The sequence below is a fragment of the Arcicella aquatica genome (assembly GCF_034928825.1).
In the GTDB taxonomy this organism is placed as follows: domain Bacteria; phylum Bacteroidota; class Bacteroidia; order Cytophagales; family Spirosomataceae; genus Arcicella; species Arcicella aquatica.
Genome location: NZ_JAYFUL010000007.1, coordinates 134,571 through 148,144 on the forward strand (window position 1 = coordinate 134,571; position 13,574 = coordinate 148,144).

Below are 13,574 nucleotides of genomic sequence, written 5' to 3' on the forward strand. Positions count from 1 at the left end.
AACTTAAATTTTTAGCAAAAGTTAAAGTTTCAATACTACTTGTGTTCTATCTGCTTTGCTTACTTTCTTGTAGAATTCAACAAATTCAGCGTAACTCACAGCAGGAAACTTTCCATGATTTCTAACAAACCTTCTAATATATAATAAGCTTCCATCTTTCATTTGAAATTCTGATTGATAAGAACCAAATTTATTTTCAAACTTTACCCCTTCTGGCTTAAACTCTAGTGCTACATTTTTAGGTAATTGATATAATACTGAATCTGTTTCAGTATAGGCCGTTTTTAGTACTATTTCTGTTTGGCGTGGCTTATCTAAAGCGGGTGGAATAATATGAGTTATCGACATCAAGTTTGGCGTTAAAAACAACCTTGTCCCACTTTTGGAAGCACATTTTCTAACATTCAAATTTAGCTTTACCGTTGCCACAGGTATCATGCTTTTTTTATCTTGTATAGAAAAATCATTCAATTCAAAACTTGGTACGCTAATACTTTTATAAAGCTGTTTTTGTTGTTCATCCCGACTTGATAGATTTTTAATCTCCACATAATCATCCGATAACAGCCCTGTATATTCTGTAACTGCCTCGGCAGTAGCATTGCCATCTTCAGCTAAAGTTACCTTTATATTTCTATTTTGCTGGTTATCTTTTGCCTTATAAACAGGGGTGTGGACTAACTTTCCTCCTTCTGGTGTTGCCAACAAAGCGTATCTATCACTGGTAAAATCAGACAAATAGCCAAAAGCATTATCTTGTGAAGTACATTCTAACCATATAGTATCCGTTTTCATAGGTACACAAACAATTACATGATTGAATTGCTGAGACGGAAAGTCTGTCTGAATATCTCTTTCATTACTACCTCCTCTAATAGAAGCATAAAATGATTCTATCCCTACATTTTTCAATAATGCCTTTGTATAGTTGGAGAGTGCCTTACAATCGCCATAGCCTTTTTCAGCTACATAACTAGCTTCAAATGGTTGCCACCCACCAATACCCAATTGGATAGAAATATATCGGGTTTTAGACTGTAAATATTCATATATTTTCTTAACCTTTAGCTTAGGGTCAGTAATATTGGCTACCAATTGTTTTACTTCCTGTTGAATATTTTCAGGTAAAATATCTCTTCCTTCGCACAAAGTGTTATCAAACAATCCGATGTCTTTCCAAGTTTTCAAACTTCCCTTAAAGCCCTCCACCTCAAATTCATTCGGAGCGGTTAATACTCCTTTTCCATAGCGTGTCCATTTAGGCGAATATGTTTCATTTTCATAAACTTTCATCCCCTTTACTTGCCAATTATAAGTAGTACCTTCTGGCTTGTTTTCCACAGTAGGTTCAGCCATCCCATTAATGCTTTTATAACGCAATGGCATACCTGTTGGCATTTGTATTTTCAATGAAGATTGTTCAACTGTTACATTTTCCTCATCTTCTTGCGGGAACCACATTGGATAAAAGAGCAAATTTTTATTAAGTGTCTCCGTAATAAACTCTACTGTAAAAGGGAAAAGAGCATATCGAAATTCAGCGTGTTTATAGCGATTATCACCAAAAAGTGTTCCGTTACCGTTCGCACTTCCGTCTTGAATATCATCTTTCTTGAGTTTCTTTACTTTCTCTCCATTACTATCATACAATACCCCTTCAAAATTGTTCACTTTTTGAAGTTTATTATAAAATAAATTCATAGAGGCATAAGCCAATCCTTGTTCATCAAGGATTGTAATAACTGTATGCTGTTTTTCTATGGCTTCACCTAAGTTTTTTACGATAAAAACTGTTTCACTATTTCTGATGACAGCATGAGCCTTTTCCTTTAATTCAGCAGGAATACTGGCCACCGTCCAAGTATTCTGAGCAAAAGAATTACTCAGCGTAGCAATGAATAGTAGCGAACTTATTATGAATGATTTCATCATTTTATTGAGCTTTCTTTAAAACAATTTGTTCGGCGTGTTTTGCAATAATTTGGTCGAAGAACCTCTTCAACAATTCATATTCTTCAGCATAATACATAGTTTTCTTTAATTGTATTTTACTAGAAATAGAAATCCTGTCTTCGGCTTTGCCCACTAAAAATGTAAATCTCCCAGAGTCTTCTGGTAAATTCACTTTCATACTTTTAGGTATTTCCTCAATGACATATCCTTTCGGGATTTGATAGGTAGCAATAAAATTATCTTCAATCAAGGCAGCAAAATCCACTGGATATTTCCGCTCAAGCGTAGTAAAAGGGTTCTTATCTTCTCCTTGTCCAATCATTGGACTAATGTAAATTCTTTCCCCCGCTACCCCTACACCTTCAGTAATATTAAGGTCTAATTTTATTTGTAGGGGTCTGGTAATATCTTTTTCATCTTCGATATCAACAGTCTTTATCTCCCAAGCTGAATGTTTTTTCTTTAGATTTTCTATGTACTTTGCTTTAGTTTCTTTTACAACACTTACCCTTTCATCATGGGCTAAATATCCCATGTGGTTTATGCTTAACTGTCCCTGTAATTGTCCCTCAGGGGTAATCTCCAAATTGGCTATCACAGTTTTGGCTAGTCTATCATTACTTTCCAACTTCACCCAGTCACCCGAATCACCATTAATTAAACGCCCTTGTCCATTCAAACAACGTATTGGTAAAATACCCAAAGACATCATTGGCTCAGTAGCATCTATTAGTAGCCATTTTCCTTGATAAGCAACCGCAGCAATCACATAATTGAATTTTCGCTCTAGTACATAATGGTCCAACACTCTCCCATTAGTTCTAGTACTCATCACAACAGGGTCAGCTTCTATATCTAATTCTCTCAATAAAACAATCAGCATCAAATTTATATCAGCAACATTACCTGTTTTCGTTTCAAAGGCTTTTTTCAAGTTACTGGTAGCCAAAAAGCTTTCGTTTTGGTTCCATGTCATATTTTTTGAAACGTAGTCGTATGCTGCTTGTATTTTTGATAGGCTATCCTTAGCAGTCAACTTTATAGTAGCTGCAACATCTTTCAAAAATCCTCCTTTATTTAATAATCTGCCGAAGCGTTCATATTCATTTAAAGTTTTAGAAAAGTCATTCCATGTTGATGAAAAATTCTTGTGAATTCCACCTCTTGGCGTATATGCTGAAATCTCAAACTCTACTTGTGTTCGGTAGTCATCAATGGTTGTGATATAAGGTTCTTCTCTTAATGCTGGCACATCTTTTTGAACAAATCTGTAATATGTGGCGTTGATTGTTCCTACGCCCGCACCAAGATTTATTGATTCTTGCGTATTGCTTGCAACAAGGAAGGGCTGATATCCTTGCGTTATTACTTGAAATTGATAAAATTCAGGCACTTTTACTTGGTATTCACTCCAAACTGTAGGAATACTTCTTTGAAATTCCCAAGGACGAACTTCGGTGTCAAAATCAGATTCAATGATATAAGAAAACTCTATAATAGACCCTTCTTTTACATTGGGTAATGTAATCTTTTTAATACTATAATATTCATTTTTCTTTTCTAGAAAGATAGATTCTTTCTCTAGCTTCGTCACTTCAATTTTGCCATTGACAAGGTTGTAGGTAGCTCCTTTAATATTAGTGGCGTACTCTTTAGCACTACTATTTTTAGCACTACTTAGTCCGAATGAATGGGTAGCCCAATCATAGCCAGATTTCTTGAGGATTTTAATTCTTCTATGTCTTGTAAAAATTACTTTCAAATTTTCCCCTTGAAAGGTATAATCATGGGTTCCGAAATCACAAAGGACTACGGCCTCAGCAGCGGTATCTTTATCATAGCTTTTACTTTGCAAATCAGCAATATCTATTTTACCAAATTTGATGGGGCTGTTTTGGGCATAGCTAGCAAAAGTTAATAGTAGCAATAAAAAAAATAGTGGTTTTCTCACAACTTTTAAGTGTTGGTCAATCATGTGGATATATTTGTTTGTAGTAGTTTAAATAGCGGTAAGAATAATCCTTTACTTTTTCTTCAAAATAATCTTTTCTGCATGCTTAAAAACAATTCTATTGTAAAACTCTCTTAACGCTCCATATTCTTCACTAGAATATATGGGCTTTTTCAAGGCTATTTTACTATCTATTTTAAAGCCCCCTTCCAATACTGTCAATCTAAAGTCAAAGCGTCCTCCATTATTTGGCAAAGCGACACTCTCTGATTTAGGTAATTCTTCTACTGCATAATCTGCTGGAAGTTTATAAAGTGCACTAAATGTTTCTTCTTGAGGTATTCCAAACTCCACTGGGTAGCTTCTATTAGGCGTTTTAAAAGGATTGGTATCTTCGCCCATTCCAATCATAGGTGACAGGTAGATGCGGTCGCCAGCTATCGAATAGGCTTCATTCACGGTAGCTGTTAGTTTTAACAGAGGCATCGTTTCAGCGGAGTCAACACCCGTTATCGCTATTTTACTAAAATCATAATTAGGTTTATTCTTTTTATAATCGACTAAATAAGCATCTTTCCCTTTTGCAAGCACCGCCGATTTGAAATAGATAGCATCATGCCCTAAGTACGATATATCAACATTCCCTTTGAGTTGCTGGTCAGGCAGAATATCCATTTCCATTAAAACAACCTTTCTACTTGTTTGTGGTGCAGGAATTGGTATCCAACGACTATTTTTCCTAACAATCAACCTCCCTTTATCATTCAAACAACGTAAGGGTAATTGTCCAACTTTGGTAAGTTTACTAGTAGCATCCAATAACAAATCTTTCCCGTTTAGTACCACATGAGCAATTGTAAAATCAAACCGATCTAATAACACTAAATCTGTAGGGAAGCCATTTTCACGTGTACTTAAAATAACAGGATTAGCCTCAAAACCGCACTCTCTGAGCAATCTTACCAACATCAAATTAATCTCAGCCGAGTTACCTATTTTTTTCTCTGCTACTTTATTAAGATTAGTCCCTGACGTGAATACCCTATTGTCACCATCCCACTGCATCGAATTTTGGATATATTGATAAGCGGCTGTTAATAACGACAATGAATCCTTGGTTTGGCTTTTTAAGATCTCAGCTATCTTTTGGGCCTCATCATATTTCTTGATTTGCTTTCCGAAATTGTCATTCGTTAAAAGTGTTTCATTAAGTGTCTCCCAAGTCTGAGAATAATCTATTTTACCTTGATTAGGGAAAAAAGTAGAGGCTAACTCAAAAGAAATCTTAGACCGATAATTTTCAATTGTTGTAACATAAGGTTCTATTTTTAATGATGGCGCATCTGCCAAAGCAAACCTGTATGAAAAATAAGGATCACGAATATTACTACGGATAAAATTGCGGGAATCTTGTTTTGTTTCCTTTACGTTTAGGGGGATAAAGCTTAGCAATGTTATTTTGAAATCAAAATAAGCAGGAATCTCAGCTCGCAATTCGCTCCAGACTGTAGGAATATTTGTCTGAAAATTCCATGAGCGTAGATCATACCAAAAACCAGATTCTAATTCATAACTGAATTCTAGCACAGAGCCTTCACGAACCTGTGGAAACGTAAATTTTTTATAGTAAGTATTACCACTTCCTTTCTCTTCAAAAAAATCCTCCTCAGACATAGTATAGCTCACCAGAGAGCCATTTTCAAGGTTCCAAGTAATAGCTTTTAGTTTGCTTACATCTTCTGATTTGTTTCCATCAGAAGATATATAAAAAGGAATTTTTTGGCTTGCAAAACCAAAGCCAGCCTTTTTTAAGATTTTAATTCGGATATGTCTTTTGTAATGTACTTTGGGCAAATCATTCCCAAAGTAATAGGAATATTCTCCATAGTCACACAGTACAACGGCTTCAGCGGACGTATCTTTTTCGTAAGTCTTCATCTGAAGATCTTTCAAATCGATACTCCCAAAGGTGATTGGGGTAGCTGGTGTTTGGGCATTAATACAAAAACTTAGTAGAGCACAAGCGATGGATAGGATACACTTGTGAAGTGTAAAAATAGGTGACATGTAAGAGTTAAATTTGTTCGTGGCTTAATAAACTATAGCATAGTTACTCATAATATTAAAACTCTCAAAAAATATTATGAAACTTTTTTTTTATTAAAATACCAACAATTTTATCACTTGAACAAAAGCAATTAAAAAAAAAGTCCACCCCATAATCTTATCAAACATATTCTGCGATAAATATTGAAAAATCGCTCCCTTCTTCTTAATGGCAACCAAAGCACATAAATAATTTAGTATTAAAGCACCTGTACTTGCACCTAACACAAAAGCAATTTTATCAAATAAAAACTCAATTTTTAAGTATTCATAGTTTTGATAATTGATTAAGATAACTAACCAGAAAGCCATTAATTGAGGATTAAGAAATGACAATAAAAATCCTTTAATAAAATCACCCCAATAAGAAGTTCCTTCGATATCTACATTTATTTCTTCAGACTTAGAAAGCTCTTCCTGCATTTGCTTTGGTTTTAAATACTTCCACCCTATCAATAGCAAAACGGGTAATATAGCCCACTGCATAATTTCAAAAACCTGCGGGTATTTATCAAATACTTTTAAGCCCTCTACGGCTAAATATCCATAAATTATTTCAGGAAGCACACCTCCGACAGTCATCCATAGACCTGCTATTAGGCTTTTTCTGAGGGTAGCTTGAATCACCGACATATTCAAAGGGCCGGGGTGAAAAGAACCTAAAAAACTAATGATAGTAGTGATGGAGAAAATAATAAGTGCTTTCATGAGACAGTAATACGTTTAGATTATATAAATTGTTATTAAACAAAACTACTATATTTCTTTACTTAGGGTTTGTCGGCTGTATTACCAAAACATTATTTCACGTAAATTGCATATAATATCGGCAACACCGAGCTTAATATTAGCATCCATTTTATTCCTGTTTGAATAACAAGAAGGCATCAATCAAGCAAATGCAATCCTCAGAAAATAATCAAGTATCATCCTATACAGAAGAAATCACCCTTTTTGCCGATGTAATTGTTCCCGTAGCAGTACCTAATACTTTTACATATCGCGTGCCACGTGAATATGCTGCCAGTATCACTACTGGGCTTAGAGTAATAGTGCAATTTGGCAAAACCAAAGTAGTAACTGCTATTATTGCTCGCATTCATAATAAACCTCCAGAAAAATATCATGCCAAGTATATTTTAGAAGTATTAGACGACGCCCCTTTGGTAAATACTAAGCAAATAGAACTATTTTATTGGATAGCCGACTATTATATGTGCACTGTAGGAGAAGTGATGAACATCGCTTTGCCCTCGGGTTTAAAGATTTCTAGCTTGTCGAAAGTGCAGTTTAATCCGTCATTTGACACGCCTGAATTATTAACTGAACGTGAAGTAGAAATCATTGACGAACTCAAAAAACATCAATCCTTAAATTATGACGAACTCGCCCGTTTTGCTGAAGTCAAAAATGTTTATCATATCATCAAGTCTTTAATTCAGAAAAAAGCAATTATTGTTTTTGAAGAAGTACGTGAAAAATATTCCCCTAAAATTCTAAAAAAAATCAGGCTCAATGCCTTTTATGAAGATAGTAGCTATCTAACAGCGCTCATTGGTGAATTGGAAAAAACACCAAAGCAGTTGGATGTCATTCTGAATTATTTAAAATATGTTCCTGTACTACGTACTCCAGAACTAAATAAAAAGGGACTAGAGAAAAGCGCTTTGACCAAAGCCAATGTCTCGGAAAGCTCGCTGAGTACTCTTTTGAAAAATGGTATCCTTGAGCAATTTGAAGTAATTGTTAGTCGCTTCGAGGAAGACCTTGATTTTGTAGAAGCCCCTACTCCTATTTTGTCTTCAGCACAAGAAAGTGCCTTTACAGAAATCATGCAGAGTTTTCAGGAAAAAGACACTACCCTTTTGCATGGTATCACGGGTAGTGGCAAGACGGAAGTTTATATCAAACTGATAGAACAGGTATTAGAAAGTGGTTCGCAGGTATTGTATTTATTACCAGAAATTGCTTTGACTACCCAAATTGTGGTGCGACTCAGAAAAGTATTTGGCGATAAAATGGGCATTTATCATTCTCGTTTTTCAGATAATGAACGTGTTGAGGTATGGAAAGGAGTAGTATCTGGGAAGTTTCAATTTATCGTGGGTGTACGTTCAGCCGTATTTCTGCCTTTTGATAATTTAGGACTTATCATTGTAGATGAAGAACATGAGACATCCTATAAACAATTTGACCCTGCTCCTCGCTATCATGCCAGAGACGTGGCGGTGGTGATAGCTCACCGACAAAAAGCTAAAGTGCTGTTGGGTTCTGCTACGCCCTCTATCGAAAGTTTTTATAATGCTAAAATAGCGCGTTATGGTTTTGTAGAAATGAAAGAGCGTTTTGGTAATACTCAATTGCCAGACATTGAACTGATTGACATCAAAACTGCCCGTAAACAGAAGCTGACGAAAGGCGATTTTTCTAACATGATGTTGGATACGATGGGGTTAAATTTTGAAAAGAAACAACAAACCATATTATTTCAGAATCGTCGTGGATATTCGCCTTATATTCAGTGCGAAGATTGTGATACCATTGTGGCGTGTCCTAATTGTGATGTTAGCCTAACCTATCATTACAGTAATCAAGAATTACGTTGCCACTATTGTGGACACCGCGAACCAATGTCGAAGACTTGTCAGGCTTGTGGTTCTGCTAAATTGAAAACCAGAGGCTATGGCACAGAAAAGCTAGAGGAGGAATTACAATTATTTTTTCCAACTGCCAAAATTGCCCGCATGGATTTGGATACGACCCGTACAAAAACGGCATTCCAGACACTAATTAATGAAGTAGAAAGTGGAGAAGTAGATATATTGGTAGGCACACAAATGGTATCTAAAGGTCTTGACTTTGAAAAGGTTAGTCTTGTCTGTGTTTTTGATGCCGACAGAATGATTCATTTCCCCGACTTTCGTTCCTCTGAAAGAGCCTTCCAAATGTTAACACAAGTAGCAGGGCGAGCAGGACGAAGAGGAACGCAAGGAAAAGTATTGATTCAGACGAATAATCCAACACAAAAGATACTCAAACAAATCATCGAAAACGATTATGAAGGCTTATATCAAGATGAAATTAAAGAGCGGGAAGATTTTCAATATCCACCGTTTACGCGCATCATCAAGATTACATTAAAGCATATCGACCAACCTAACGCTGAAAAAGCAGCCAAAGCATTGGCTTTACAGCTAATCGAAAAACTAGGCACACAAAGAGTTTTAGGTCCCGAAAAGCCATTAGTTGAAAGAGTACGCAATCAGTATTTATTTGAGATTCTGATAAAATTAGAAAAGGCTATCAACCTAAAAGGAGCAAAAACCTTTATTGCTGAGCAAGTACAAAATATAGAATTGTCTAAAGATTTTAAGGGAGTGGGGATTGTGGTGGATGTGGATTGTGGGTAGGGATTGGCATCTTACCTCTGGTTCAAGCCTGTGGCTTAGGACTTTCCTTATTTCAGTTTATTTTATCTTAGTCCAAGTTATGTTTTGGTTAATACTTGAACTGGGGGAAATTTGATACTTTTACCATATAATAAATTTTTGAAAATGAATTGAATTTTGACTTGGTGATTCCGAGGAAAAATTATAAGTTGAAGGGAAAATTATCATATCATTTTACCAATACAAAAAGGATTACAAAGTTTTCGCATATTAGCTAGTTGTACACAATTTTAGAATAAAATCTAAAAAAAAGACGTTTGACTTATCATAATTTATAAATATGAATAATGTAAATACTCTTACTTGCTTTGTTATAATGCCTTTCTCGGTACGTAAACAAGACCTAGAAAAGTATTATTACGATAACGAACACTGGAATGAAGTTTATAATGGATTTATTACACCGGCAATCAGAGAAGCGAAGCTAAAAGTATTGCGCGATGATGACGATTATTCTTCAAGACTTGTAGGAATAGGCATTTGGTCAAAAATTGAAAAATCAGACATCATATTATGTGATATATCAGCCCACAATCCAAACGTTCATCTTGAGCTAGGTTGGGCTATGCGTGCAGATAAAAAAATTGTTTTTATAAAAGATGATTTGACTGAATTTAATTTTGATCTAAATCAATATTATACCTACGAGTACTCGCATCGCTTACAGCCAAGCGCATTAAAGGAAGCTATTACAAATTTGTCCAAAATTATTACCGCTACCCTTACTGATAACACGTCTAATTACTCTATAGTTAATAAGTTAACATTACAAACAAAAGCAAACGAGGCTTCTTTGAACGGCAATATTGAAGTTGGATTACTTCAAGAATTATTAAATGAAGTTCGTACAATGAAAAGATTATCCAACACAAGCAGTTACTCAGAAAATTCTTCAATATCTTTGAGTATACAAAGCAAATCAGAGTTACCAGAGAAGCTAATTGGGTCAACATGGAGAAAGAAAGAAGGACTCGAAGAAATCTATTTTACTGCGCAAGATCAATTTATGTATACAAGTGTTGGGACGCAAAAATGGATTCAAAATAATGTAATTTTTGATTCTGACTATAAAGTTATGAAACTTTACTGGAGGCATGATGATTTCGTTGCACGTTGCACGTTTGATTCCATATATAGTTCATTTTCTGAACAAGATGGTACAAAATGGTTTCTTGTAGCGATTGCACCATTTATTCATCCTTCTTTTCGAAATTAATAAATAAGATGCCTAATAGGAAAATATAACTGGCAATTTCATTAAAAGCTAGGTGCCAGATGTGAACTTTAGTATTTCAAATTCAAGTCCTTCGTAAATATCCTTCCATTAGCGTTAATGTTAGGACGACCTACAATAATAATTAGAAAGTGAATAAATATGATAGAATCACCAAGAGGTATGACAATAATGGAAGCTTATGAAGCTTACAGAAATAACAAATTATATATTAATAGACGTTACCAAAGAAAGCTTGTTTGGAGTCAACAAGAAAAAAAGGATTTGGTTGAATCCATTTTGCTTCAATATCCAATTCCGTTAGTTCTTCTTGCTTCTCAAAACGACAAGTATGAAATTATTGACGGTATGCAAAGGTTGAATGCAATATTTGGATTTATTGAAAACCACTTTCCTGTTTTTATTGGCAATTCGGACAAATATTTTAACATACCTGATTATACTTTTGCTCAATCTCAAGTGTCAAAAGGCATTATTTTTCCTAAAACAGATGTAGATTTTTTGACCCAAGAGCAAGTTTCTGCATTTATCCAATATCCATTTCCAGTTACAATTTTTAAGACTGGAAGCTCAGACGAAATAAACGAAACCTTTAGAAGAATAAACTCAACTGGTCGAAAGCTTTCACCACAAGAAGTTAGACAAGCTGGTAATGTTTCAAAATTTTCTTTACTTGTTAGAGAAATTGCATCTGAAATTCGAGGTGACGCTTCTAGAGAAATATTGCTACTTCAAGAAATGCCTGAAATAAGCATTGATTCAAAACTTTCAAAACATCAATATGGTATCAATGCAGAAGATACGTTTTGGTGTAGGCACGGAGTGTTGAATGTATCTGACCTCAAAGAAAGTGAAGACGAACAACTTATTGCCGATATAATTTTGTCTTGTGCATTAGGTGTTCCTTTTCCTTCAAGCAGAGTAGCTTTTGACAATTATTATGGTAGTGGGAATGATGATAAATCTAATGATATTGATGTTAAAATTAATGCGGTGGGTGAAAAAAACGTAAGAAGAGAAATACTTGTAGTTTTTTCAGAAATATTCAATTTGATTGACTTTCATTTTGAAAGTGAAAGACTAAAGACAATTTTAAATCCAAAAGCAGGTGGTAATCCAGTTAAAGAAGCTTTTTATACATTATATATGGCTTACTATGAATTGATGATTAAAGAAAACAAAGCAGCATTTGATTACAAAAAAATCAAAGCAAGTTTAAAAAATATCCATTCAAAACTTGTTAGGTCTAGGAATTACACAACTACAGACGATAGAAGAAATAACATAAATATTTGCAAAGGATTAATTCAAGACCATTTCAAAAAAACAGATTCAACATTTAGAAGCACAACTTCTTATGTTATTGACTTTCAAGCATACCTAATGAAATCAAAAACAGAAGCTGCTATTTATGATTTCAAACAAGGTTTTTATACGCTGAATCCCAGTATTCGTGAATTTGATGAAAATAGCTTTAACAAAATTCTTTGTAATATTTCAGCTTTAGCAAACCTAGGCAAAGACAAGGTTGGCTTTTTATTCATTGGTGTTACAGACAAAGAAACAGACACTATTCAAATTGAGAAATTGGACGACTTAACAAATGTCCCAAGATATCACGACTTTGGTGTTGTTGGGCTTGAAAGAGAAGCAAAAATAAAAGGAGTTAATCTCGACCAATATATAAGCTTTATTACAGGACGAATTAGTTCATCTAATCTTGACTCTTCTTTAAAAATAAGAATTACAAAAGACATTACACCAATAACTTACCACGCACATACAGTATTAATGATAACAGTTTCTTCGGGTACAGAGCCAGTGTATTTTGAAGAAAAATTATATCAACGTGATGGAGCTAGTTGTGTAGAAGTTATTGGATCAAAACAAAAGGAAATATTCAAATTATTCTAATAAAATAAGAAACTCTTGCTGGTCTAAGTCTTTTTCGACTTAAAACGACAAATAAAATTGCAGTCTCCGACTGCTAAGTATAAGACATATACTGATTAAAGCTTGGATTGTGGCTTTTCCTGATTTCAGTTTCAAACTGAAATCTTATCTTAGTCCAAGAGACGCTTTGCTTAACACTTGAACTAGTGGGGATTTCCTACAGAAATAAAGAATCCCTGAACCATTAGAAGCGAACCCAAAGATTCCTTTTCTATCTTCTAAAACAGAAGAGATATTTATTTTTTTGCTACGATATTAATATGGAATTCAATCGAATCCGACATAGTTTGGTTAGCTAAATTATCATAGAACTTTGCTGATTTATATCGGACATCCCATAGAGTTCTATCAATGACCAGCTTGCCATTCGCTCTGACAATTCCGTCCTTAACTTCCATTTTGGCTGGGAAAGTAACTGGGTGTGTGATACCTTTAATCGTTAGATTCCCTGTAACGTTTTTATTCTCATCATTTATTGATGCAACCTTGGTAATTACGATTGTAGCAAAGGGGAATTTTTTAACCTCAAAAAAATCAGGATCTTTTAAGTGATTAACAAGGTTATTATCACTCCCATGGTTTTTATCTTCAATTGTATTCATGTCGATTTCAACTGTACCACCCATAAGTTGACCGTTTTCAACCATCAATTCTCCTTTTGATATATATACGTACCCTGTTTGAGTGTTTAAACCATTTAGATTAGAACCTTTCCATGTCAAAACACTTTCCTTCGTATCTATCATGATGTATTTATCATTCCCAACATGCAAGGATACGGAGCTTGCCGATGCATTTTCGTTTTCCTCTTTTACAGTTCCACGGCAACCGAAGAACCAAGGTGCAATTATTAAAATTAAGTAAGTGATTGATATCTTGTTGTTCATACTATAGTAATTATATTGATTAATAATAATTGACAAATGAT

General features: G+C 34.6%; 8 protein-coding genes. 3 read left to right on the forward strand and 5 right to left on the reverse strand.

Features of this window, described 5'->3' with window-relative positions; translation table 11 throughout:
• Positions 1-21: 21 nt before the first annotated feature.
• From VB264_RS06665 to VB264_RS06680, 4 genes are all read right to left on the reverse strand, one after another.
• Positions 22-1,929 carry a DUF3857 domain-containing protein gene (locus tag VB264_RS06665; protein ID WP_323247839.1) on the reverse strand — a complete coding sequence of 636 codons (1,908 nt, stop codon included), beginning with the start codon at positions 1,927-1,929 and terminating at the stop codon, positions 22-24.
• 4 nt (positions 1,930-1,933) lie between these two features.
• The gene (locus VB264_RS06670) at positions 1,934-3,928 is read right to left on the reverse strand and encodes a DUF3857 domain-containing protein (RefSeq protein ID WP_323247841.1); all 1,995 of its coding nucleotides are present in this window, start codon (positions 3,926-3,928) and stop codon (positions 1,934-1,936) included.
• 48 nt (positions 3,929-3,976) lie between these two features.
• Positions 3,977-5,971: a DUF3857 domain-containing protein gene (locus VB264_RS06675; protein ID WP_323247843.1), complete on the reverse strand. Its 1,995-nt coding sequence runs from the start codon at positions 5,969-5,971 to the stop codon at positions 3,977-3,979.
• Positions 5,972-6,064: 93 nt separating this feature from the next.
• Positions 6,065-6,718: a LysE family translocator gene (locus VB264_RS06680; protein ID WP_323247845.1), complete on the reverse strand. Its 654-nt coding sequence runs from the start codon at positions 6,716-6,718 to the stop codon at positions 6,065-6,067.
• Between the two features lie 191 nt (positions 6,719-6,909).
• Here VB264_RS06680 and priA point away from each other — a divergent pair, with 191 nt between their 5' ends.
• From priA to VB264_RS06695, 3 genes are all read left to right on the forward strand, one after another.
• On the forward strand, positions 6,910-9,420 hold the full coding sequence (priA, locus tag VB264_RS06685; protein WP_323247846.1) for a replication restart helicase PriA: 2,511 nt from the start codon (positions 6,910-6,912) through the stop codon (positions 9,418-9,420).
• Between the two features lie 319 nt (positions 9,421-9,739).
• Positions 9,740-10,675, forward strand: a complete 936-nt coding sequence (locus tag VB264_RS06690) for a hypothetical protein (protein ID WP_323247848.1) — start codon at positions 9,740-9,742, stop codon at positions 10,673-10,675.
• Between the two features lie 159 nt (positions 10,676-10,834).
• Positions 10,835-12,607 (forward strand): GmrSD restriction endonuclease domain-containing protein, encoded by a 1,773-nt coding sequence (locus tag VB264_RS06695; RefSeq protein WP_323247850.1) that lies wholly within the window; start codon positions 10,835-10,837, stop codon positions 12,605-12,607.
• A 275-nt stretch (positions 12,608-12,882) separates the two neighbouring features.
• Here VB264_RS06695 and VB264_RS06700 read toward each other — a convergent pair whose 3' ends face one another.
• Entirely contained in the window at positions 12,883-13,533 is a 651-nt protein-coding gene (locus VB264_RS06700; protein WP_323247851.1) for a YceI family protein, read from the reverse strand.
• Positions 13,534-13,574: the final 41 nt, after the last annotated feature.

Coding starts and splice junctions, on each gene's coding strand:
- VB264_RS06680 (WP_323247845.1), bottom strand. CDS start 6,718: ATGAAAGCACTTATTATTTTCTCCATCACTACTATCATTAGTTTTTTA.
- VB264_RS06675 (WP_323247843.1), bottom strand. CDS start 5,971: ATGTCACCTATTTTTACACTTCACAAGTGTATCCTATCCATCGCTTGT.
- priA (WP_323247846.1), top strand. CDS start 6,910: ATGCAATCCTCAGAAAATAATCAAGTATCATCCTATACAGAAGAAATC.
- VB264_RS06670 (WP_323247841.1), bottom strand. CDS start 3,928: ATGATTGACCAACACTTAAAAGTTGTGAGAAAACCACTATTTTTTTTA.
- VB264_RS06690 (WP_323247848.1), top strand. CDS start 9,740: ATGAATAATGTAAATACTCTTACTTGCTTTGTTATAATGCCTTTCTCG.
- VB264_RS06665 (WP_323247839.1), bottom strand. CDS start 1,929: ATGAAATCATTCATAATAAGTTCGCTACTATTCATTGCTACGCTGAGT.
- VB264_RS06700 (WP_323247851.1), bottom strand. CDS start 13,533: ATGAACAACAAGATATCAATCACTTACTTAATTTTAATAATTGCACCT.
- VB264_RS06695 (WP_323247850.1), top strand. CDS start 10,835: ATGATAGAATCACCAAGAGGTATGACAATAATGGAAGCTTATGAAGCT.